General features: G+C 40.6%; 12 protein-coding genes. 7 read left to right on the top strand and 5 right to left on the bottom strand.

Annotated elements, in window-relative coordinates:
• Positions 1-225 precede the first annotated feature (225 nt).
• From MLE13_RS10770 to MLE13_RS10760, 3 genes are all read left to right on the top strand, one after another.
• On the top strand, positions 226-3,879 hold the full coding sequence (locus MLE13_RS10770) for a S8 family serine peptidase (RefSeq protein ID WP_240749718.1): 3,654 nt from the start codon (positions 226-228) through the stop codon (positions 3,877-3,879).
• Positions 3,880-4,105: 226 nt separating this feature from the next.
• Complete coding sequence (locus MLE13_RS10765; protein WP_240749717.1) at positions 4,106-7,600, top strand: DUF6359 domain-containing protein; 3,495 nt, start codon at positions 4,106-4,108, stop codon at positions 7,598-7,600.
• A 146-nt stretch (positions 7,601-7,746) separates the two neighbouring features.
• Complete coding sequence (locus MLE13_RS10760) at positions 7,747-8,865, top strand: S1C family serine protease (RefSeq protein WP_240749716.1); 1,119 nt, start codon at positions 7,747-7,749, stop codon at positions 8,863-8,865.
• 1,295 nt (positions 8,866-10,160) lie between these two features.
• On the opposite strand, the gene MLE13_RS10755 is transcribed toward MLE13_RS10760, so the two are convergent.
• Positions 10,161-10,901 carry a C40 family peptidase gene (locus tag MLE13_RS10755; protein WP_240749715.1) on the bottom strand — a complete coding sequence of 247 codons (741 nt, stop codon included), beginning with the start codon at positions 10,899-10,901 and terminating at the stop codon, positions 10,161-10,163.
• A 500-nt stretch (positions 10,902-11,401) separates the two neighbouring features.
• Between MLE13_RS10755 and MLE13_RS10750 the strand changes: the two genes are divergently transcribed.
• The 4 genes from MLE13_RS10750 (at position 11,402) to MLE13_RS10735 (ending at position 19,707) form a co-directional block, all read left to right on the top strand.
• The gene (locus MLE13_RS10750) at positions 11,402-12,361 is read left to right on the top strand and encodes a patatin-like phospholipase family protein (RefSeq protein ID WP_240749714.1); all 960 of its coding nucleotides are present in this window, start codon (positions 11,402-11,404) and stop codon (positions 12,359-12,361) included.
• Positions 12,362-12,576: 215 nt separating this feature from the next.
• Entirely contained in the window at positions 12,577-13,602 is a 1,026-nt protein-coding gene (locus tag MLE13_RS10745) for an acyltransferase (RefSeq protein ID WP_240749713.1), read from the top strand.
• 230 nt (positions 13,603-13,832) lie between these two features.
• Positions 13,833-15,743 carry a S8 family serine peptidase gene (locus tag MLE13_RS10740; protein ID WP_240749712.1) on the top strand — a complete coding sequence of 637 codons (1,911 nt, stop codon included), beginning with the start codon at positions 13,833-13,835 and terminating at the stop codon, positions 15,741-15,743.
• A gap of 217 nt (positions 15,744-15,960) precedes the next feature.
• The gene (locus MLE13_RS10735; RefSeq protein WP_240749711.1) at positions 15,961-19,707 is read left to right on the top strand and encodes a S8 family serine peptidase; all 3,747 of its coding nucleotides are present in this window, start codon (positions 15,961-15,963) and stop codon (positions 19,705-19,707) included.
• A 61-nt stretch (positions 19,708-19,768) separates the two neighbouring features.
• Here MLE13_RS10735 and MLE13_RS10730 read toward each other — a convergent pair whose 3' ends face one another.
• From MLE13_RS10730 to MLE13_RS10715, 4 genes are all read right to left on the bottom strand, one after another.
• Complete coding sequence (locus MLE13_RS10730; protein WP_240749710.1) at positions 19,769-20,845, bottom strand: S-layer homology domain-containing protein; 1,077 nt, start codon at positions 20,843-20,845, stop codon at positions 19,769-19,771.
• Positions 20,846-20,894: 49 nt separating this feature from the next.
• A complete protein-coding gene (locus tag MLE13_RS10725) occupies positions 20,895-21,980 on the bottom strand; it encodes an S-layer homology domain-containing protein (RefSeq protein ID WP_240749709.1) in 1,086 nt (361 codons plus the stop codon).
• 557 nt (positions 21,981-22,537) lie between these two features.
• Positions 22,538-23,581 (bottom strand): hypothetical protein, encoded by a 1,044-nt coding sequence (locus MLE13_RS10720; RefSeq protein ID WP_240749708.1) that lies wholly within the window; start codon positions 23,579-23,581, stop codon positions 22,538-22,540.
• A gap of 11 nt (positions 23,582-23,592) precedes the next feature.
• Positions 23,593-25,035, bottom strand: a complete 1,443-nt coding sequence (locus tag MLE13_RS10715) for an MBOAT family O-acyltransferase (RefSeq protein WP_240749707.1) — start codon at positions 25,033-25,035, stop codon at positions 23,593-23,595.
• Between the last annotated feature and the right edge of the window lie 318 nt (positions 25,036-25,353).

Here is a 25,353-nt window from a genome sequence, read left to right as displayed (position 1 = left end):
GGTAACCGGAGGAAACACCGAGGTAAACCAAACCGTATCATCATAGCCACCTAAAAAAAGGGAAAAATGAGTATCCCGAATAATCGAAATACCCAAATATCCCTCCAAAATCCAACAAATAAGATAGCTTTGGAACCATGGACTTTTGGTGGTTTTACTGGAAAAATGAAGCTGATTTAACTATTTGATAATTGAGATAATAATCGATTAAGAGGAGGAACACGTATGGGAAAAACGCGTGTATTGGTATGTTTGGTATTGGTGTGGAGTAGCTTTGCCGCTTTTGGGAGCCAAGCGCTGTCAGAAGCACCAAGTCCAGAAATCAATTTATCAAAAGCGATGTTGAAACCGCAAGCGCCAAAAGAAAAGGTGCGTGTCATTATTGAGTTGCAAGAAGAGCCGACCATTGAAGCGGCGACAACAAAAGGCGTTCTGTATAAAGAATTGCCGGAGCGTCAAAAAGAGCAAATTGAAGCAGTAGCGCTAGTAAAACAAGAAGCTGCGCAAGTGGCAATCGTTAAAGTAGCACCAAAAATCGATTATATCGAAACGTTTACAGCAGTATTTAATGGCTTTTCTGCAGAAGTTGAAGCAGGTCAAATCGCAGAAATCGAGAAGCTGCCGAGTGTAAAGGCGGTTTATGAGGCAACCGAATACGACCGGCCAGAAGTAGAGCCGCTCATGAAGCATTCAAAAGAGCTCGTGCAAGCACAACAAGCTTGGCGCGATTACGGTTTTAAAGGAGAAGGCATGATTGTCGGAGTGATTGATACAGGGATCGACCCGAGTCACCGAGATATGATATTGAGCGATAACGAAACGGCTGCGTTAACACAGGTGGAAGTCGAAGAGTTTGTTTCGGATCATAGCATTGAAGAAGGCGCGTTCTTTACTGAAAAAGTTCCTTTTGGTTATAACTATATGGACGGCAACACAGAAATTCGAGACGTTGCCCCAACGGCTTCGATGCATGGTATGCACGTATCAGGAACCATTGCGGCCAATGGCGATGAAGAAAACGGTGGCATTAAAGGCGTTGCTCCAGAAGCGCAATTACTAGCGCTAAAAGTATTTGGCAATGACGCCATGTATCCGACGACTTTCGGTGACATTTACATCAAAGCAATGGATGACGCCATTAAACTAGGCGCAGACGTCATCAATATGTCACTCGGCGCAACGGCGGGCTTTGTCGATACCTCAAGTCCGGAGCAGCAAGCAGTAGAACGCGCCACCAATAACGGCATACTCGTTGCTATTTCTGCAGGCAATGAAGACTTGCTTGGATCTGGATTTCAATCACCATTTGCGAAAAATCAAGATTATGGGCTAATTGGCACACCGGGAATCGCGATGGATTCGTTAGGAGTGGCGTCATTTGAAAACAGTGTAATTACGACAGAAAGTTTTACGTATCAAGTAGATGGTGTTCAAACCGGTCGAGCACTCTATATCGCGGCAAATGACGTCGATCCGACCACCTTGCCGAAAGAATCATACGCGGTTATCGAAGTGGGGCTTGGCCAACCAGAAGATTTTGATGGAAAAGATGTTGTTGGTAAATTTGCATTAATTGAACGAGGCGTTATTCCGTTTTCAGAAAAAGCCTTTATGGCGGAATCGATGGGTGCGGCGGGTGTCATTATTTACAACAACACGACAGGGCCTGTGAATATGGAATTTGATCCGTATATTAAAATCCCATTTTTATCGACCTTACAAAAAGATGGATTGGCAATGAAAGCCGAGTTGAATGCAGGAAAAGAAGTTACCGTTGCTTTTGACGGTCAACAACTGGAAACACCGAATCCGAATGCCGGCAAAATGAGTGAATTTACCTCTTGGGGACCAACGCCCAATTTGGATTTTAAACCAGAAATCACCGCACCAGGAGGCAATATTTTCTCTACACTTAACGACAATGAGTACGGCTTGATGAGTGGAACTTCTATGGCGGCACCGCATGTATCAGGCGGCACAGCACTTGTCTTCCAGCGCATCGAAGAACTGGGACTAGAAGGGCGGGACCGCGTCGAGTTTGCGAAAAACTTATTGATGAACACGGCCAATCCCGTGGAACTCGTCGCCGGGCAATATGTATCGCCGCGTCGCCAAGGAGCGGGCCTCATGCAGTTGCATGACGCATTGTCGACGGATGTAATGGTGACGGACGAAAATACAGGAGACGCTAAAGTCGCGTTAAAAGAAATCAAAGACAACTTCATCACCATGACACTGCAAGCTGAGAATTTCTCGGACACGGCTGCGACTTACAATGTCGCAGTCAGCGTACAAACCGATTACACTAGTAAGCACCCGGAGCGGAAAATTGATATTACCGATCCAAACCGTGCCGGATCGAACGTTGTGACAGATCTCGTCAATATCACTCTACCCGAGACCGTTACGGTGCCTGCAAACGGCATAGAGGAAATCAATGTGACAATCGATATCTCGACTTTACGTGGACGTCCAGAGTTTGCGGCGTTTACGAACGGATACTTTATTGATGGGTTTATTACATTAACCGATGCCAACGAAGAAGTAACGGGCAACACGCCGCTTACAGTTCCATATTTCGGTTTCAACGGCGGATGGGACGACGCGCCTGTTTTTGATGACGTCGCGTGGAATCCAGATACGTTTTACGCAATGACATTTTTGACCGATGATTTTGGGCAAATTATTAACGGTGGCAGCCATCAGGCAGGTTTTATCCCGGAACGCTTTGCCTTTTCACCAAACGGCGATGGCAGTCGGGAGTCGATTATTCCCGTGTTCTCGCTCTTGCGAAATGCCAAGCAATTAGAAGTTAATGTACTCGATGCGAATGGCAAAAAACTGCGGACCTTGCAAACGGAAAAGAATTTAGTGAAAAACTTCGCTGAATACTTTTCGTATTATTACGATTTCATCAACGAATGGAACGGGGAAGTGCTTGGCAAACCCGTCAAAGACGGCAATTATCAAATTCAAATGCGTGCGGTCATTGACTATCCGGATGCGGAGTGGCAAGCGTTAACGATGCCAATTCTGGTCGACACGGTCGCACCAACGGCAACGGCGACGCTCAACGGGACAACCAATACCGTGAACGTCACAAGTTTCACTGATAACACAGGTGGTGGCGGGCCGGACCGTTGGGAAGTGTTCCATAACGGTGTCGAACTGACCGAAAACCTGGATACCTTTGAAGACGAATCGCTAGCGCCAAAAACCACCAGCTACAAACTGCCAGTTGCGATCAACAAAGGCGATCGACTCACAGCGGTTTTTCATGACACGGCTGGCAATAAAACCACCGTATTCTTAACAGAAGCAGTTGCTGATACAAATAAACCGGCCATTTCTATTCTTTCGCCAGGACTACTTGATGTGTTCGGCACTAAACGTGTCGATGTATTTGGTACTGTAGAAGACAGTTCGCGTATTGTGTCGGTTACAGTAAACGGTGAAAAAGCCAATCGATTTGACGGTCTGTTTTTCCAGCATACTTTAACGCTTGAAGACGGACGCAACGATATATTTGTTAAAGCAATTGATGAAGCAAACAACGAGCTCGAAGTGCGGAGTCAAGTGCTAATCGATACACAACCTGCAGAAATCGAACTTGTGGAGGTTCCTGAAATAGTAGAAACTGACCAAGACAGTGCGGAAATTACGTTTAACGTGACAGACAATATGAACCAAATCAAAGTGTATTTAATCGATAGTGAAGTATACAGCCATGCCATGACCGAGCCTTACGGAGAAAATAGCTTTGATGAAGACATTACGATCGATGTTCCTGTAGCGGATTTAGGTGACAACGAATTTACCTTAAAAGTAGTCGATGCAGCAGGCAACGAGACAGAAGTAAACTTTACGATTATAAAATAGCTGTAGGCTATTACTCAGTCATTTGGTTTATGAAATAAGAACTTAACACCTATCAAAAACCAGTTCTCGAGAACTGGTTTTTTTTATGCTTATTATTTCCCTAGAAATGTGAACTTAAACAGAAATATAGCGAATTAACAAGAAAATTACAAAAACTATATAAAGCGCTTACATAATTCGGTTATAATGGATAGGCACCAAAAAAAATTAGTCAGGAGTGAAGAACTTGTCTAAACATGCATTCGGGAAGATCTTGTTAAGCTTAGTGTTAGTTTTATCGGCGGCACTGCCTTATTTGGCAACGTCGGCAACTGCAGCAGAACCGATTACGGTAGCAGAAGCCATTGCCAATAATTCAGGAACCGCCACAGTGAAAGGGTACATTGTAGGTATCGCGATTAGTAAAACCAACTACGATCAGGAAGCGCCTTTTACCTCTGCTACAAATTTAGGGCTTGCTGATTCCGCGGATGAAACTGATCCAACAAAAATACTACCGGTTCAATTGCCTTCTGGATCAATCCGCGCAGGTTTGAATTTAGTGGATAACCCATCTAATTTCAAAGCACAAGTGACCATTACAGGGTCACTAGAAGCTTATTTCCAAACAGCGGGCCTAAAATCTCCAACAGCTTTCACCATCCTTGCGCCAGGTGAAACACCACCGACGGCGACTGTTGTCGATTCTCTTGCACAAGCACGTACGATGCAAGGGGAATTGATTCAAGTGGATGCGACCGTTACAACCGGAACTGGATTCTGGGGCGGCAAAGCATTTTACATCCAAGACGACACAGCCGGAATGTATGTTTACACATCTAGTGCAACCGTTGCTCCAGGAGACACTGTCCGCTTAACAGGCACTGTTTCTGAATATAGCGGCGAGTTGCAACTTCAACCGAATAAAATAGAAGTTCTTTCTTCAGGAAATCCATTGCCAGACATGCAAACCTTAACGCCAATTGGTGTCAATGAAGACACACAAGGCGAGCGCATTGAGTTACGGAATGTTACAATCACCGGTTTGCAATCTACAAACTCATACGGCACGTTCGAGTTTTCAGCAGTTGCGGAAAACGGCGAAGCGGTAACTATCCGCAACGATAACCGTAACGGATTGAGTTTTGAACAATTTACTAAGCAATACAAAGAAGGCGATTTAATTCATGTAACAGGAATCGCTTCGAAATTTTATGATTCGTACCAAGTGAAAACACTTGGATTAGAGAGTTTTGACCTTGTCAACAAACCAGCCGTTTACGTAAATGTATTCCCAGGTGTCGTTTCTGAAGGCACTGAAATCACATTAGCATCTGGTTGGGAAAACGCCAGTGTTTATTACACACTTGACGGTTCAACACCAACAGCTACTAGCACGAAATACACAGCACCAATCGTTTTACAAAAAGACGTAACGATTAAAGCGATCGCAATTGCTGACGAAACGTCTGAAATGTTCACATTCAAATACACCGTCTTGAAAACAGGAGACTTAAAAATCCGTGACATTCAAGGCACTGATCATTACTCAAATTATCAAGGCGTAGTTGTCAATGAAATTGTGGGCGTAGTTACGCACATATACAACTCAGCAAACTTCATTATTCAAGACACCAACCCTGATGACGACATCACAACGTCAGAAGCATTGATTGTCAATAAAGCATCAAACGGTCTAGAAGTTGGCGATTTAGTTACAGTTAACGGGACTGTAGAAGAACATTTCCAAGAAGGCTATTCAGATGCAAAAGACAGTGATTTACCAATTACGCGCATCCGTGCAACGAATGTAGCTAAAACAGGAACAGCTCCACTGCCAGCACCAATTGTAATCGGAGAAGATGTTCAGCCACCATCTGAACAGATCGACAACGATGGCTTAACGTCATTTGACCCAAGCGAAGACGGCGTTGATTTCTGGGAATCACTTGAATTGATGCGTTTAGCTGTACCAAACGCACAAGTGGTCGGACCGCAAAAATACGGAGAAGTAACCGTAGTTGCGGAAAACTCACCGAACACAGAATTCCATAAACAAGGTGGAATTTTGCTTTCAGAAAATGATTATAACCCAGAACGCATTACAGTCGATTTTGATAATGAAAGCTACGTAGCTAAAGCTGGGGACTCTTTCAACGGTACAATTACGGGCGTACTAGGCTTTGGTTTTGGAAATTACAAACTATGGTCTAGAGAAAGTGACCTTCCACAATTAGTAGACGGCGGCACGCAGCCAGAACAAACGTGGATTGTTAAAGATGAAGAAAAACTAACAGTAGCAGCATATAACGTAGAAAACTTTTCTGCAGACCCTTCACATACGTCTGACGCAAAAGCACAACGCATTGCAGAATCATTTGTAAACGACTTAAATTCACCAGACATCATCGTTATGGTAGAAGTACAAGACAATGATGGCCCAACTACTTCAGGAAATAGTGACGCGACAGCAAGTTATGAGCGGCTAATTGCAGGCATTCAAGCTGCTGGCGGCCCAACATACGAATGGACTGACATCGCACCTGAATACAATCAAGACGGCGGACAACCAGGCGGGAACATTCGCGTAGGTTACTTATACAACCCAGAACGCGTAACACTTTCTGAAGGAACAAAAGGCACAGCGACTGAAACAAACTCATGGGTAGACGGCGAACTTGCATTAAACCCAGGTCGCGTTCAACCAATCGCAATGCCAAACACACGTAAACCAATCGCAGCTCAATTTGATTTCCAAGGCGAGCAAGTTGTGGTCATCGGTGCTCACTTAAACTCTAAAGGTGGAGATCAGCCATTATTCGGCAAAAACCAGCCTCCATTCTTTGGCTCTGTTGAAGAACGCATCGAACTCGCAACAGCGATCAACGGCTTTATCGCAGAAGGACTTGAACAAAATCCAAATCTTAATGTTATCGTTGCAGGTGACATGAACGATTTCGAATTCACACTAGCATTACAAGCATTAAAAGGCGACATTTTAACAAATAAAGTCGAAGACGTACCATTAGAAGATCGCTATTCGTATTATTACCAAGGAAATTCACAAGTACTCGATCACTTACTTGTGACAAACAACTTAGCACAACGCACAGAACTAGATATGGTGCACATTAACGCGATGTTCATGGAAGAGCACGGGCGCGCATCCGATCACGATCCATTACTTGCACAAATTTCATTTGAAAAACCAGCAGTTCCAGGCGAACAAACAGCAAAACCGGATTTTTCTGGAGACCAAGCAGTAGTAACTGCCGGCGAACTAGATGAAAACGGCGAACTTGCTATGACATTCTCAGAAGGAACCGTTGCGAAATTGCTTGAAAGCGGAAAAGACTTGCTAATCGATATGCCAACTGCTGATTTAACGTTATCAGCGAGCAATCTGCAGCAAATCGCAAACGCCGCTGGAGAAGGATTTGTATTAAACTTGGCCGTTGACGACGCTAAAGAAGTCGACAAACGCCCTACTTTAACAAATCAAATCAACATGATCTTAACCGATGCTACGGGCAACGAGCTTCCTTTGAAATTCGCATCATCGGTAACACTGGCATTCGACACTACAAGCGACATCAAAATCCAGTTTGGTGCCCGTGAAGACGACAAAGGCAAATGGAAAATCATCCAAGGCGAATTGGCCGGCAACGTATTTACACTTAGCATTAACGAGCTAGGAAACTACACCGTTGTAACCAATAAAGGTCAAATGAAGAAAAAGTAAATAACAAAAGCATCCAGAACGAACAGTGTTCGCAAGAATACTGTTCGGAAAGGGTGCTTTTTCTTTTTTGTCTAGAGATTTATTGGATTCTAATTGATATAATAAACTCAAATCATAGCAACAATACACAGAAGTGAGTGACGCAAATGAACCGAGATCACAACAAGACAAAAATACTAGTGATACTCCCGCTTTTTCTTTTTCTGCTCTTTGTAACGAGTGCTTGCCAATCGTCAGAAGAAACTACGCCGGTCAAAGAAGAAACAAAATTAGTTGAAGAAGAACAAAGCCTAATATCGATGATTGCTAATGCCAAAACGCATGTCTACACATTGTATACCGATCTCGAACAGGGCTCGGGCTTTCTCATCAACAACCAAGGTGACATTTTAACGAATGCTCATGTGGTGTTAGATGCTTCCTATATCACCGTTAAAAACAGTGATGGCCAGGAATTTAACGGCAATATTATCGGGAAGTCTGAAACACAGGATTTAGCCATCGTCCGCGTCGACGAACTAGCCGGCAAAGAACCACTTGAAATCGAAATGAAATCCGTCGACATTGGTACTCCAGTCGTCGCCATCGGTAGCCCGAACGATCAAAGCAACACGGCTACGACAGGCGAAATCACCGATACCGCTCTAGATTTCTCCGATCAATTTGAATACACCAATCTATACGAGATGAGCGCAGAAATCGCTCAAGGCTCGAGCGGGGGACCATTAATCGCAGCGGATAACGGAAAATTGTTGGGCATCAACTCCATTATTATTGAAGAAAACCCAGAATCAGGCTACGCGATCCCAATCTACACCGTATGGAATCAGTTAACAGAATGGATTAATAACCCAATCGTACCCGAAGAGCAGGAAATTGTGCTGCAAGACGTTAAAGACGCGTACTTCGCCGATGACCTACTCGAAAGCTTTATCTCCTCGTATTACGAGCTATTGCCGTATTCACTAAACGATAGAGAATCGAGCTTTTACTTGTCTTACATTTTTCCAGGCAGCAACGCCGAACAACAAGCGACTGGACTAATTGAAGAATACAGCGATCCGGATCGCATTTACGACATCGTCCAGCCAACCATCACCGCCATCGAAATCGAAGGCGACAGCGCACTGGTCGAAGCAGAAGCCGAGTTCGCGTATCACGACAAAACAAGCGACAAAAAGTCTACCATTTCGCATAAAGGAATCTATACGATTGTTATTGATGAATATGGAGATTATCAAATAGAGGGTATTGTCAATCAGTAAGGAGCAGGCTCTTAAAGAGTCTGCTTTTTTGTGTGTTTAGAAGTACTGGGAAGTGGTGATAGATTTTGTGATGTTCTAGAGTCGCCTTCGCTCGCTTTAGGCATGACTTTCGCAAGAAGCCGAGAAGAGCACTCGTCTTCTTGCTTCGTCTAGCCCATGGTGCTTCTCGGATAGGTAGTTAGTTGATATAGAAAGAGCTACTTTTTTTGATTAGTAGATAGTGTGAAGTTCTAATAGTCGCCTTCGGCCGCTTTGGGCATGGCTCCCGCGATAAGCCGAGAAGAGCACTCGTCTTCTCGCTTCGCCTAGCCCTTGGACGCGCCTTGGCTGGGTAGTTGGTTGATAGAGTAGGAGGTACTTTTTGAGTAGTAGATAGTGTGGATTTTTAGAAATCGCCTTCGCTCGCTTTGGGCATGACTTTCGCAAGAAGCCGAGAAGAGCACTCGTCTTCTTGCTTCGTCTAGCCCGTGGCGCTCCTCGGCTAGATAATTGGTTAATGAGATAGAAAGAGTAGGGGGTATCTGGCAGTTCCATGTTTTTACAAAAGCATTCTGCTGTTATACAGATATTTCATGAGAAGTCACATCTTATTTGTGAAATAGACTGGATAAAAAGCGATAGCTACTATGTTAGGCTGTTCGCCACGCGAACAGCTTCCAATCAGTTTTTTGAACTTGTGTTAAACCAAATATAGATTCTGAAACGTAGTGCACCGGTTGAGAATTTTTGAGTTCATATAAAGAGCTGAAAAGGTCGGGTAAAGATGTCAAAAGTTCAGGTAACAGGTTAATAAGTTCATGTAAAACGCGTCAAAGTTAGTGTAAGAGGACTGCATTCATGTAAGGAGACCAAAAAGTCATGTAAAGACTTCAAAAGTTCGTGTAACAGGTTAAAAAATTCATGTAACAGCTAAAAAAGTTCATCTAAAAACTCTCAACCCCAACCCATAAAAGCAATCCGCTATGCTCCTATAAAATGCCAGCGTTTCGCATGCGAAACGCGATAGTACAAATAGCTACGTAGTACTTCTAATATTGATATAAAAGTTCGCATAGTATTCTATTTCGATACTATGCGAAGAAACCTAAGAAAGAGCGAAAGATGGCGACTCCCGCGGGAAAGCCGAGTGATGAGATCCCGCAGGAGCTTGCGACGAAGAGGCTCAGCGCTTCGCCCGCAGGAAAGCGCCCACCTGCAGCGATTTCTCCCATCCAAAAATCAAAATAAAAAAGGGGACCAGCAAAACCCTGCTATTAGCAGACTTTCGGGTCACCCTTTTGGAAATCCAGATTGAATTAGAAACGTTTGAAGCTGTGGAATTTCTTGCCCCAGTATGGATCATCCATGCTCTTAACTTCAGCTTTCGCTCCGCCTGAATGCACGAACTGGTTGTTACCGATGTAAATCCCAACGTGTGAGATCCCAGCGCGGTACGTATTAGCAAAGAAAACCAAATCTCCTGGCTGTGGAGTGCTAACTGTATAGCTTTCCGCAAATTGCGTTAACGTCGAGCGGGAAACACTCTTACCAGCTTGTTTGAACGCATATTGGATAAATCCGCTGCAATCAAACCCGGCAGTTGTTGTGCCACCAAATTTGTAAGGAATGCCTTTCAATGCCAATGCTTCTGAAACTACTCCAGAAGAAGATGTTGAAACAGAAGCTTTCTTAACCGTTGTAGAAGTTAACAATGTGCTCAAAATCCAACCAGACTTGCCGTTGACTTTTACTTTGTACCAAGTCGAGTTGCCGACTTTCTTTTGGTGAGTTGCTGTAACAACGGCGCCTTTTTTAGCAACCGTAACAACTTTGTATTTTGTACTCGCATCAGCGCGTACATTTGAATTGTATTTTGTTTTAAATGTACCGGATTTGGCAGTTGCTTTGCTTGATGCAACTTGCTCTATAGTTGAAACTGTAATTTCTTGAGAAGATGTAACTTCATTTTGAATGGGTTGAGCTGCCTGTGTGTCAGTGACTGAGTTAGCAAATAGCAATGATCCTGCTGCAAATAACGTAAAGAATATCTTTTTCATTGTTGTTGGTTCCTCCAAGTTTTTATTATCCAAGTATATGAATTAATAATATTTTGCTCTGTAATTTACTATATAGATAGAGCAACTGAAAAACAACGTCAATTCAATTGCAGTTATATTACAGTTGTATAACAAACGGAATAAAGATTTAAAAACCTTTCATACCAGTCATTTGCGAGTCGAAAAAAATTAGAAATCTCAAATTTTCCAATGAAAAACTACTTTTTATCGAAAAAATTGGTGTTTTTATTACAATTAAAAGTAAAATAAATACAAATCAAATAAATAGCATAGTTGTACTTTATCTATACAGTCCTAAAAAACACTGTGCTAAATCTTGTAGCAAATCTACCTATCAATAGATTAGTAAAAAAGCAAAATGTTATCTTAATTGCGCAATTAATGAGATTACAATAATGATTTACTTGCCAATTTTGACAAGTACAGCTAGACTTCATACAATAAAATAAAGTCTGAACATTCTGAAAAGAGGTGTGGAGATGAAACGAATTTTAGCAATTGACGGGGGTGGCGTACGAGGAGTGATTCCTGCAATGCTACTTGCCGAACTAGAAGCCCAAAGTGGAAAACCGGTTTCAGAGCTATTCGACTTGGTCGTTGGAGCATCGACAGGTGGTATTTTAGCGCTCGGACTGGTCGCACCAGATCCGAAAGATATGACCAAGCCTCGCTATACAGCAGAACAGTTTCTGGGATTTTACAAAGAAGAATCACACGAAATTTTCAATAAATCCTTATTTTTTAAAATTACTCGTGGTATTTTTACGAGTCGTTACCAAGCAATGGCACTTGAAAAAGCGCTTAAAAAATATTTCGGATCCACTATGCTTTCTGAAGCGATTGTTCATGTTGTCGTCCCTAGCTACGAACTTCATGGACGCTTTACTGCTTTTTTCAAAAGTCGAGACATTCTTACGAAAAAGATTGAGCGAGATGTCATGATGAGAGACGTTGCACGTGCGGCATCTGCAGCACCCACTTACTTTATTCCGAAAAAAATCAAAGCCTATCCAAAAGCTAGCTTTATTGATGGAGGGGTGTTTGCCAATAACCCAGCGATGTGTGCTTATGCAGACGCAAAAGAAATTTTTCCAGACGAAGAGCTATTAATTGTATCGCTTGGCACGGGAAATCCACAACTAACCATTCAATTCGAGAAATTTAGAACGTGGGGATTGCTCGGCTGGGCAAAGCCTTTGTGGTATATCCTGCTTGACGGAAGTTCTGATGTCGTCGACTATCAACTAAAATTTGTACTGCCAAATCGAGAAGAAAGTCAACGCTATTACCGCTTTCAAATCGAATTACTCCAACCGGGCACCGAAAAACTAGACGATGGCTCTGCTGAAAACATCAACGCACTCATCAAACTCGGCCAAGAACTACTCGACACACGGCGCGAAGACATTCTCAAACTATGTAAACAATTAGTCGAGTAACACAATTGCAATCAAATTGTAGTGGCTCTAATCGCATTAACAAGCTAAAATAAGAAAGCGAATAAAAGAAAATATAAAATCTTTCTTCTATAATAATGCGAATTATTTTACTGATAAAAACAAAAAACACAAAGCAATCATTCTATTATTCCTCACCGCACGATTAGAAGAAGCCTGTCTACGTTTTAAAAAGACAACTTAAAGGAGCCACAATAATGACCAGAAGATACGACTATATGGATTGGTTGCGGGCGATATCGATATTCGTCGTCGTCGGCATTCATGTAGTATCAAAAATCATCAACAACACCACAACTGACGACTGGATTTGGCATTTTGCCAACATCTTTGATGCAGGATTGCGCTGGTGCGTCCCTGTATTTTTCATGCTAAGTGGCGCATTGCTGCTAACCCGTGGCAAAGAAGAAAGCGTTTTGATATTTCTCAAAAAGCGTTTATCCAAAGTAGTCATTCCGTTAATCTTCTGGAGCATCATCTACACCCTGTACAACATATTCGAATTAGAAGAATCGTACACTGCCTATGAAATTTTCGTTCAGTTCTTAACTGATGATATCTATTACCACCTATGGTTTCTCTATACCATTACAGGCCTCTATCTCATGGCTCCATTTTTAAAACTACTCGTGCAACACATGGACAAGAAAACTTTTCAAGCGTTATTGGTGTTTTGGATTATTTTCTCAAGCTTTTTGCCGTTCCTTCCAAAATTCTTCGATTTTGAAGTCGCTTTTTCGGCAGGATTATTTGAACCGTATATCGGGTACTTTTTACTCGGCGCATATCTCGTTTTATACCCCGTGCCGAAAAAATACTTGCCGACACTTGGCACACTCGCACTGATTAGTTATATCTTAACGGTATGGGGCACCTATTATTTAAATATGGCTCAACCGGTAGGCGAATTCGATGAATTTTTCTATGAACATTACCGACCGAATAATTTACTAATCACTTTATTCATCTTTATTGGCTTCCAACATATGGCGAACAAGATTAAACCAAACGCATGGATCACACGCATCAGCACTGCGACATTTGGTATTTACATCATCCATCCGATTATCCAAATTTATTTAAACAAATTTTTCGGTCTCAATGAAACTACATTTAATCCGATTGTTAGTGTGCCACTTGTGTGGATCCTCATTTTCAGCATTTCATTTGGTATCATTTTAGTTATGCAAAAACTACCTATTATAAACAGGTTAGTTCCATAAAAAGAAAACCAGCATTCTGTTGTGAATGCTGGTTTTCTTTTTGCAAAAATATAATATAGACCTTTCTATCTTTCACAGAATTGCGTACAATATAAGTAATCAAACAATTGATAAAATTGGCTTAAAAGCTAAAAAAAGCATCTTTTTACCTAATTTTGGATACTGTGTATGAAAGTTTTTTTGAAAATAGTTGAAATGAACAAAGAGAAGTCGAGTGGGGGGTGTTTTTGATGAAAATAGTATACGGCACATTAATCGCCATACTCTTGTCATTGGGACTTGGCCAGTTAACAACGATGGCACAAGAAGATGAAGAAAAGCGCATGATTATTGTTTATGAAGAAGAACAAAAAGGTTTCTCAATTGCTAAAAAGACTGAAGATTTCGGTGGTTCTCAAGTAGAAGCATTTGACGAAATATCCGTAGTTTCTGCGAGCATGACAGAAGCAGAAGCACAACAGCTTTTAGCGGATCCGACTGTACGATTTATTGAAGAAGATATCATATTTTCACTTAGTTCGCAAACTGAAGGATGGGGAATCCCTCAAATAAAAGCACCATTAGCGTGGGATTCAGGTTTTACAGGAAAAGGTGTGAAAATCGCCGTTCTCGATTCAGGGATTGCGACACATAATGATTTGGTGGTGGCAGGAGGAGTATCGACTGTTGACTATACGACATCCTATAAAGATGACCAAGGACATGGTACACATGTCGCCGGCATTATCGGAGCACGCAACAATGGCATCGGCATAAAAGGTGTGGCTTACGATGCACAACTGTACGCTGTGAAAGCCTTTGATAACGAAGGAAATGCCTATTTATCTGATTTGATTGAAGGTGTCGAATGGGCAATCACAAATGGTATGGATATTATCAACTTGAGTGGAGGGTCGCCACAAAACTCCACAGCTTTTAAAGAGGTTTTTGACCGAGCTTATGCACATGGATTATTAATAGTTGCAGCGGCGGGGAATGTTGGGGATATTAATGGAACAGCTGACAATGTTGAATACCCGGCTCGTTATTCTACAGTGATTGCAGTTGGTGCATTGGGACAAAAATCGCTCCGTGCAGAATTCTCTTCTACTGGTTCAACTGTTGAAGTTATGGCTCCTGGAGTCGAAGTATACAGTACTGTATTAAATAATGGCTATGGATTGTCTTCAGGTACATCTATGGCTACGCCGTATGTCGCAGGTCAATTGGCTTTGATGAAACAGGCGTATCCAGAATTAACAAACAAAGAATTACGGGCAATCATGACTGAAGAAGCAAAAGATTTAGGGGAAGTAGGCAAAGATATCCGCTATGGTAATGGCTTGATCCAGATCTCTTCCTACAAAGCACCGAGAATTTCTGAAGTAAACAATCCATTAGTTAAACTAAGTTTGAATAAAACATCGATAACGAGTGCAATTGACAAATCAGTTCAACTTGAACTGACCGCGAGCTACACTAAAGGTGAAGTAATCAGCGCTACGGAAACGGCAAAATGGCTTTCTGCGAATCCAGCAGTCGCTACAGTCGTAAAAGGAAAAGTAGTTCCAAAGTCAATTGGAAATACAACGATTACTGCGAGTTTAGGGAGTAAAACGATTTCTATCAAAGTAACAGTCCCGCAAACAGCGGATATGTTCACAGATGTACCAAAAGAGTATTTTCCAGCAATAGACTATTTAGTAAGAAATGAAATCACAAATGGTGAAACTACGACGAAATTTGGTATTCAAAGCCCAATTTTAAGAGTTGACGCAGCGATTTGGCTAGCGAAAGAACTCAAATTGGATATGGAAACAGCTCCAGCTTCTGAATTTACCGACGTGCCAGCAAGAGCAGTTTCCGCGGTAAATGCATTAAAACATGCAGGCTATATTAATGGGAAAACGAAAACAAGCTTTGGTGCTACACAAAAAATTACACGAGGCGAAATTGCGTTAATTTTAAAAAATGGGTATAAGCTACAACCAAATGAGGAGAAATTGCCATTCACTGATGTCTCAGAACGCTATGAAGACTCGGTAAATGCTTTGGCAGCGAATAATATCACAAATGGCTTAACTACAACAAAGTTTGGAGTCAGTCAAAATGTCACGCGAGGTCAGTTAGCAATTTTTATTTACCGGCTTGCTAATATGTAAGTACAAGCGATAAATTCATATACAATCAAAAAAGCCTACCAATATGGTATGGCTTTTTTCGATGACCGAATACATCATTACATGTAATAAGTTGTAATAATTGTAATGTAAATGTAACGAAAAACTATCATAAGTTTAATGGCAAGAGTGTTGAAATATGGTAAATTTAAACTGTCTTTAGTTTGAAAATTCTATTATATTTTGAGGGGGAGAAAGTTTGGGAAAGATACGTTCAATTTTATTGATGGCATTGGTATTTTTACTAGCCTTTGGTTCAGTTTCAACAGGCATAACAAGTGTTTCGGCAGCACCAAATAAAAAAGGTGAAGCAAAACAAGAGGTGCAGTTGAAAAAACCAACAGTAAAAATTCCAGAAACGCTTAAAAATCCGAAAGATCCGAAAAAAGAAGTTCGGATTATTGTAGAACTTGAAAGCGAACCAGCGATTGAAAATGCAACACGTAAAGGGGTACTTTACAAAGATTTACCTAAGAAACAAAAAGAAACATTAGAAGCAGCAGTTAGTTTAGAACAAGATTCAGTTCAATCAACTATTACAAAGCTCGCACCAGAGATTACATATTTAGAGAATTTCACAACGGTTTTTAATGGTTTCTCAGCTCAAGTTGAAGCTGGAAAAGTAAATGAAATTGCATCCCAAATTGGTGTAAAAGCAGTTTACGAATCAACTGAATACAAGCGTCCAGAGATTAAACCAGAAATGAAATATTCAAAAGAACTTGTGCAAGCTCAACAAGTTTGGACTGATTACAAGTATAAAGGTGAAGGTATGGTAGTCGGCGTTATTGATACAGGAATCGATCCAAGCCATAAAGACATGGTGCTAAGTGATGATACTTCGGGAGAAATTACAAAAGATGAAGTCGGCGTATTGCTTAACGATGGTTCAATCGAAGGTGGTCAATATTTCACACCGAAAGTGCCATTTGGCTATAACTACATGGACGGAAACAAAGAAATTTTAGACCTTGGACCTGAAGCTTCAATGCATGGTATGCATGTAGCAGGTACTGTAGGTGCAAATGGCGACGAAGAAAATGGCGGCATTAAAGGGGTGGCACCAGAAGCGCAGTTATTAGCGTTAAAAGTGTTTGGTAACGATCCTTTATATCCATCAACTTATGGTGATATTTACATTAAAGCAATTGATGATTCTATCAAATTGGGCGCAGACGTTATCAATATGTCTTTAGGTTCTGTATCTGGATTTGTAGATTCTCAAAACCCAGAACAACAAGCAGTTGAACGCGCAACGAATAGTGGGATTTTAGTTTCGATTTCAGCAGGAAACTCAGATATGTTAGGTTCGGGTTATTTCTATCCTTATGCGGAAAACCAGGATTACGGCTTAACGGGATCACCGAGTGTTTCGTTTGATTCGTTTGGCGTAGCATCTTTTGAAAATGATTTTATCACAGCGATGAGTTTCGCTTATCAAGCAGACGGAGCAGATGCTGGACGAGCAATGTACTTATTAGCTAACGACAAAGATCCGCGTGATTTACCTGCAGCTTCTTATGAAGTGGCAAGCGCTGGATTTGGAACAACAACTGATTTTGAAGGAAAAGACTTTACAGGGAAATTTGCTCTTATCTCACGCGGTAGTATTTCGTTTGTAGAAAAAGGACTAAATGCACAAGCGGCAGGAGCAGCAGGTGTAATTGTTTACAACAACACAACAGGAACCATCAATATGGCATCGGACCCAGCGATTCAAATTCCATATATGTCAGCCCTCCAAGCAGATGGCGTGGCAATGAAGACATTGATTGATGCTGGCAAAAAAGTGACAATTAAGTTTGATGGACAGTACGTTGAAACGCAAAGCCCGACAGCTGGGAAAATGAGTGATTTTACGTCTTGGGGCCCAACACCAAACTTAGATTTCAAACCTGAAATCACGGCACCAGGTGGCAATATTTTCTCAACATTAAATAATGATGAGTATGGGTTAATGAGCGGAACATCAATGGCAGCACCACATGTCTCAGGTGGTACGGCATTAATCTTCCAACGTATTAATGAATTAGGCTTAACTGGCAAAGAACGCGTTCAATTTGCTAAAAACTTAATGATGAATACAGCCAATCCAGTCCAGTTGACTCCAGGCGAATTTGTTTCACCACGTCGTCAAGGTGCAGGTTTAATGCAATTGCATGATGCCTTATCGACAGATGTCGTAGCAACAAACAAAGCTACAGGCGAATCAAAAGTAGCATTGAAAGAAATTACAGATAGTAAATTCACATTTACAGTAACAGCACAAAACTTCTCTGACCAAGCAGCAAATTATAATGTAGCTGTAAATGTCCAAACGGATAAAGCGATCACAGCGAGCGGAGTTCAAGTAACTGCTCCAAACATCGTAGGTTCAAATGTTGTCACAGATCAAGTAATAATTGATGTACCAGAATCGGTAACAGTTCCGGCAAATGGTAGCAAAGAAATTACAGTAGCAGTAGATGTTAGTGCTTTAGAAACGGATGCAGCACATCAAGCATTTACAAATGGATTTTTCGTAGATGGTTTCTTAACATTAACAGATGCTAATGAAGAAGTAACCGGAAATCCAGAATTGGTCATACCGTACTTCGGCTTTAATGGCGGGTGGGACGATGCTAATATTTTCGATTATGTTGCATGGAATGATTCAACTTATTACGGAATGACATTCTTAGCAGATGAAAAAGGCAACACAATTACAGGAGGCACACATCAACCAAATTACGTACCCGAACGATTTGCATTTTCTCCTAATGGAGATGGCATAATGGACCAAGTAATTCCAGTTTATTCATTGTTGAGAAATGCAAAAGAATTTGAAGTGAAAGTGTTGGATGCTGCGGGTAAAACTTTACGTACCATCCAAACTGATAAAGAATTAGTGAAAAATTACTCAGCAGATGAAGCGTATAATTTCAACAAAGAAAATGCATGGGATGGAAAAGTTCTCGAAAAAGCTGTTGCAGATGGTGACTATCAAATTCAATTGAGCGCTGTAATTGATTATGAAAATGCCCAGTGGCAGTCTATTACATTCCCAGTAAAAGTCGATACAGTTGCACCAACAGCAAAAGCAAGCTTTAACAAAACAGCAAAACTTGTAGAAGTTGCAAGCTTCACAGATAACCCAGAAGGAGCAGGCGCAGATCGTTGGGAAGTTTTCTTAAATGGCAAAGAATTAACTGAAGATGACTCAACTCCTGCAGACGAATCATTAGCTCCTAATGTGTTGAGCTATGCAGTAGCAACAGAAGTAAAAGAAGGTGACAAGCTAACGGCCGTATTTTATGACACTGCCGGCAACAAAAAAGAGCTTGATTTATTAGCCTCAACACCTGAAACGGTAAAACCAGTTGTTTATATTGATTCACCTGATGTGTTATCGGTTCATAAAACAAAAGAAGTAGCGGTAAGTGGAAAAGTAGAAGACGATTCAAAAATTGCTTCAGTAACAATCAATGGCGAACCAGCAAAAGAATTTGATGGCAAAAACTTTAGCCACAGCTTAACATTGGCAGATGGTTCTAACTACGTAAAAGTTAAAGCAATCGACGAATTCGGCAACGAAATGGAAATCCGCCGTCAAGTTTTAGTAGATACAAAGCCAGCGGTGATTACATTAGTAGACGTACCGAAAAAAGTTAAAGCTGATCAAGGTGAAGTGGAAATCACGTTCAACGTCAAAGACAATTTTGATGAAATTCATGCTTATTTCTACGACAGTAAGATTTTCTCGCAAAAATTAACAGCACCATATGAATTGAAAAACTTCAGCAAAAACATTACGACAACGGTACCAGTACCAAATGAGGGAGAAAACGAAATCAAACTCAAAGTTGTTGATCTTGCTGGACATGTAACCGAAAAAACATTTACCATCACAAAAAAAGCAGGGAAACCCGACAAGCCAGGAAAAACTGACAAACCGAATAAGAAGTAAACAGAAAAATCCGGAAGCTGCATAGCTTCCGGATTTTTCTATCAAATATATCTAAAACTCATTACTCAACATTTACCAATTCGATGTTTACAGTGCCATCAAGCGCAACTGTTTTAACACGACCAAATCCTTCAACCATATAATACTTGTAGCCAGTGTCGTTAGGAGAAAGGTCATTTTCAACAGTAATTTCAACTGCATTTGTGAATGTTTTATATGCTGTTTTAATTGTTACGTTAACGCCTGTGATTTTACTTTCAGGTGCAAAAGGATTATCAACGTTAAACTTTTTCCCTTTTTCAACTGGGAATGGCAATTTAGTTAAAACTTCTGAATAAGGATAGGCGATGTAATATTGATCGTATGTTTCATTTTCAGAGTGATATGATTTTTTGTCAGTGCCACTTTCCCATGAGAAACCAATTGGGTACCCAGCTACTTTGCCGCCATCTGCATAGCGCTCAGTTGACACACTACCATCTGAATATTTATAAGAATATTCCTTGGTTTTGTCTCGCAAATAGGAGTTTTCCATATGCGTGTCGTTTTGGAACACAGGCTCGAGGCCGCGTGCTAAAAAGGCTGAAAACTGTCCACGAGTGACATCAGTTAATGGACGATACGTTCGATCGGGATAACCAGCAGCAATGTTATAATTCACCATTTTGTTAATCGGCTCGAATGCTTTCATGTTTCGAGAAATATCAGTAAAACCAATCTCAGATGAGAAAGGGGTTGTAAATACATTCGATAACACAATCGCCATGTCACCACGTGTAATTGCATCATCTGGATGGAAAGTATCATCCGGATAGCCACTCAAATATCCCGCTTTTTGAGCAGAAGCGATATACCCGCTCGCTTTACTTGATTTGCTTACATCAGAAAACTTAGTAGTTCTTTGCGTGCCATCTAGACCTTTCAATTTACCAATCATGATAGCCGCTTCAGCACGCGTGACTACACGATCCGGTTGCATCGTGCCATCCTCGTATCCAGAAATAACTTTTTTCCCGACAAGATAATCGATTTCATCATAAAAACGATGATTTTCAGGTAAATCAGAAGCAGCTAATGCTGGTGATGCCAATAAACTAAGAGCTAATAAAGTACTGGTTAGTATCAAAGGATTTTTCAAACGGTTTCTTCCTCTCGTTATTCAAATTTTATATTCAATAAAACTATCACTATTCTACTTTAACCAATTCTGAAACAACCGTGCCATCGAGCTTAAGTGCTTTAACTGTGCCAAAGCCTTCGACCATGTAATATTTATAGCCCGTGTCTCGATCTTTTGTTTCATTGTATGGAATCGTCACTTCTACAGCATTTGTGAACGTTTTATAAGCTGTTTTTACAGAAACATTCACACCTGTAATTGTACTTTCCGGAGCAAAAGGATTGTCGATATTAAAGACTTTTCCTTTTTGGATTGGGTAAACTAAGTCAGTTATACATTCAGAAAAAGGGTAGCAGACGTCATAGGAATCGTAAGTTTCGTATTCTGTAAAAAAGGATACGGTTCCATTACTTGCTTTAGTTGCCCAAACAAAGCCAAGTGGCTCATCATTCAATTGCGAGTTATTGGTGAAATAGTTGATCCATTGCTCACCGTTTGCCGATTTGTAAGAATACGTTTTTGTTTTATCTCGTAAATATGAGTTTTTCATATGGGTATCGTTCTTAAAGAAAGGCTCTAAACCACGCGCTAAAAAGGCTGAAAATTGACCGCGAGTGACATCAGTTAACGGGCGATACGTCCGATCAGGATAACCAGCTGCAATGTTATAAGCAACAATTTCACTAATTGAAGCGTATGCTTTCATGTTTGGTGAAATATCTTTAAAACCACTATTCAGAGAAAGTGGCGTTGTGAAAACATTTGCTAACACAATTGCCATATCGCCACGTGTAATCGTCGCATCTGGATGGAAAGTGCCATCAGGATAGCCGCTTAAATATCCAGCTTTTTGAGCAGAAGCGATATATCCGCTTGCTTTACTTGATTTACCGACATCAGAGAAATTTGTCGCTCTTTGCGTGCCATCTAGACCTTTCAATTTGCCAATCATGATAGCTGCTTCCGCACGCGTGACAACGCGATCCGGTTGCATCGTACCATCCTCGTATCCAGAAATGACTTTTTTTCCGACAAGATAGTCGATCTCATCATAAAAACGGTGATTTTCAGGTAAATCGGAAGCAGCTAGAGCTGGTGATCCCAATAAACTAAAAGCTAAAACACCGCTAGTTAAAAATAAAAACTTCTTCATCGTGTTTCATCCTTTCGTCGCTTAAATTTATGTGCAACTCCACTATAACAATAAAATATACATAAATGGTATTATTATCAAAAAAACAGGAAGTTTTTTGGGAGGCCTTAATATCTTATGGCTACTACAATCCTTGCAAACAGTGTAAAGTCAATGTTACCAATCTTACCCATTTCGATCCCTAATCAACGACCGCATTTCCATGTTACGGTAATAATGAAAAGTGCAAATCACAGCTATATACTTACTGTATACCCGTTAACATTCCACAAATATGATTAATCACATTTTAATAATAAAAAAGAGTCCACATAAACGTGAACTCCAGCTTGTTGACAGGAGAGATATTGGCAACAACTATTTCCAATACCTCTTATTATTGACTTCTTTAGGTATAGCTAGATCTATCTATTTATTACAGACTCCAGCGTTGGCGCGTTCACGGGGTAGACGAAGCAAGAAGACAGGTGGTTTTCCTGGCTTCTTGCGAGAGTCATCCCCAAAGCGACCAACGCGGTTTTCTAACTCAGCAAACTCCCCAAATACTTACTATCTATTTACTCAAACTCCGCGACAAGCTGTCGAACCATCGCCAAATGCTCGTCAATATTATCTTCCGTCACCAACACACCAAAATCTTCAGGCACATCAGCATCTTCACCTTTTTCTAAACGCTTCGAAATCAATGCGCCAATTTCAGGATAAAAATGGTGACCGTCATAATAATTATTAATATCATTTGTTACTCTATTCGGATACATAAAATTCCAAACGCCGCCGTACACCGACACTAAATCGCGAAGCCATATTTCATAATCATCCAGTAAGCCTGTTTCCACTAAAGACTTGAACAGTTCTGTAGAAATCGGTGTAGTATAGACGATCTTTTCTGCTTGTGGATAGCTGTCGTGAACCTTTTGCATAATTTCTTTATAGCGTGAATAGTAGACATAATGATCTCCGTAAAACGTATCTTCAAAACGAGTAATTTTAGTTGCCGTGTCTTGTGCTGTTTCTTCTTCAGACAACTTCCTTGCAAATGCATCACCTTGTCGGTTATACAGCCGGTCTTCAGAAATGTTGTTTGATGCTGATAACTTTACATTATCAATGGCATACCCCAAAGCATCAAGTGACAATAAGTTTTTGATGCGATAAAAAGGTTTTTTTACTTTTGTTTCGTAACCTGTAATTGCTCGTGCATTTTCAGCTTGTTCTTCACTAGATTTGAAAAAATCGACACCTAGTAACACGCGTTGATAATCTGGATTATGATCAAAGGCATAAATCATCATCGTGTAATACTCGCGCATCGATAAATTCGATACGGAATAATTGTAGACTTGCCAGTTTTGGAATCCAGATGGTTGTATATATGTGCTTCGGCTACTGCCAAGCAATAAGGTATCCGCATCTACTTGCTGATAAAATTGCTGTGCGGTTTTTTGTTCGCGTTCGTCCGTTACAACTTGTACATCATTCAACTCATGCGCATGTCCGTAATGCCATAGTGGGTCAATCCAAAAGTTAAAGGTTGCAGCAGTAATTGTCAATGTGGCGAAAATCGCCATGACGGTAAAGCTAAATTTTTTATCGTACATGGGATCATCTCCTAAAAATTAAAGTACAGAAATTCGCTAACTTGTTGCAATTGCATAACACTATAGAAAAGCAAAACGGCTACAAAAATCGCCATACGTGTATCGCGTAGTTTTTGTTCCATAATCTCAACAGAATTCTTCGTAAAGAATACTAATATTAATCCGACTACCATCGTTACAATGATTTCCCACGTAGGTGTCGTAAATGGCAAGGTTAGGATCCAGTTTTCATTCATCGTTGGGAACAATCGCACAAAACCGCTTGGCAAGAAAAAGCCGTTAAATCCAAACATCGCTTTTAAAACGATAACCGCATCTGCCAATGTTAACGCGCGGAAAAATACCCATGACAAGTGAACAAACATATACGTCACTATCCATGCAGATACTTTGTTCATCTGGTAGCCAGAGAGTTTCCAATAGCGGCAAATAACACTAGCAAAGCCATGCATCGCTCCCCAAATAAGAAACGTCCACCCAGCACCATGCCAAATTCCACTAATGAAAAAGATAATCAAAATATGAATATAGGTGCGAGTGGGACCTTTCCGATTACCGCCCAGCGGGATGTATATATAAGTCGTCAAAAAATGAGACAAAGTAATATGCCAGCGTCTCCAAAAATCTTGAATATCTAGCGCTTTATAAGGAGAGTTAAAGTTAATCGGCAAGCGAATATTGAATAAGAGCGCCAGTCCAATCGCCATATCGGAGTAACCGCTAAAATCGAAATACAATTGCAGCGTATAAGCCATCGTTGTCAACCAGCTATCAACAAATGTGAGTGATTCAACATTGCCATAACCTTGGTTAGCCCACTTTGCGAAAGTATCAGCAATCGCGACTTTTTTAAACAACCCAATCGCAAAAATCAGCAGACCTTTTGAAATGTTTTCATGAAAAATTCGATAGGTTTCTTTCGAGGAGAATTGTGACATCACTTGTCGGTGATGAACAATAGGCCCTGCGATCAACTGCGGGAAAAAAGATACAAACAATCCGTAATTCAAAAAATTATATTCTTTTGTTTCCAAACGGTAAGAGTCTACTAAATACGCAATTTGTTGGAACGTATAAAAACTAATCGCTAATGGCAATAAAATATTTTTCAAGATAAGATCTTCGCCAAAAACCAAATTGATGTTTTCAACAAAAAAGTCGTAGTACTTATAATAGCCAAGTAAGAATACGTTAAACAAAATACCAATCGTCAAAATAGCTTTTCGATACAACCCACTGCGGTTACGCCCGAGAAATGCGCCAATCACATAATTGAGCAACATCGAAATCAAGATTAATGGTAAATAAGAAGGATTCCAATATCCGTAAAAAAACAAAGAAGCCACAAGCAACCACGTTTTAGCAAACGGAATATGGATGCGTCCGAGAACATAATAAAAAACCCAAACAATGGGCAAAAATAAAAAGATAAACTCAAATGAATTGAAAATCATATTCAGACACCTTCACTATACAAAGAATGGTTGTTCAAAAAAATACCGTTAGATCAGCAGGAAAGCGATTTCATTCCAGACTAGTCTAGCAAAGTTTCATAACCAATCTAGTATAACTCGCGAAAAACAAGTTGTCATGAAAATTTACTGGTCTATTAGACTCAAAAAACACAAAATAGAAACGAGTTTCTTCTATATATAACAACGGGAATTTTCAATATGGTTTTAAGGTGAGGCACTTACTGCCAATAATAAGATTCGTTTCACTAAATGTTGGGAATATGATATAGTTATGCAGTTAATGTTTTAATTCAAAAG

It is taken from the genome of Planococcus halocryophilus, from assembly GCF_022489025.1.
Lineage (GTDB): Bacteria > Bacillota > Bacilli > Bacillales_A > Planococcaceae > Planococcus > Planococcus halocryophilus_A.
The sequence above is the reverse complement of the archived record's forward strand: the minus strand, read 5'-3'. Positions and strand labels throughout refer to the sequence as shown.

Bases quoted from the DNA above. Each gene is read 5' to 3' on its own strand.
- MLE13_RS10770 (WP_240749718.1), top strand. From the start codon at position 226: ATGGGAAAAACGCGTGTATTGGTATGTTTGGTATTGGTGTGGAGTAGC.
- MLE13_RS10760 (WP_240749716.1), top strand. From the start codon at position 7,747: ATGAACCGAGATCACAACAAGACAAAAATACTAGTGATACTCCCGCTT.
- MLE13_RS10755 (WP_240749715.1), bottom strand. From the start codon at position 10,901: ATGAAAAAGATATTCTTTACGTTATTTGCAGCAGGATCATTGCTATTT.
- MLE13_RS10750 (WP_240749714.1), top strand. From the start codon at position 11,402: ATGAAACGAATTTTAGCAATTGACGGGGGTGGCGTACGAGGAGTGATT.
- MLE13_RS10745 (WP_240749713.1), top strand. From the start codon at position 12,577: ATGACCAGAAGATACGACTATATGGATTGGTTGCGGGCGATATCGATA.
- MLE13_RS10740 (WP_240749712.1), top strand. From the start codon at position 13,833: ATGAAAATAGTATACGGCACATTAATCGCCATACTCTTGTCATTGGGA.
- MLE13_RS10725 (WP_240749709.1), bottom strand. From the start codon at position 21,980: ATGAAGAAGTTTTTATTTTTAACTAGCGGTGTTTTAGCTTTTAGTTTA.
- MLE13_RS10720 (WP_240749708.1), bottom strand. From the start codon at position 23,581: ATGTACGATAAAAAATTTAGCTTTACCGTCATGGCGATTTTCGCCACA.
- MLE13_RS10715 (WP_240749707.1), bottom strand. From the start codon at position 25,035: ATGATTTTCAATTCATTTGAGTTTATCTTTTTATTTTTGCCCATTGTT.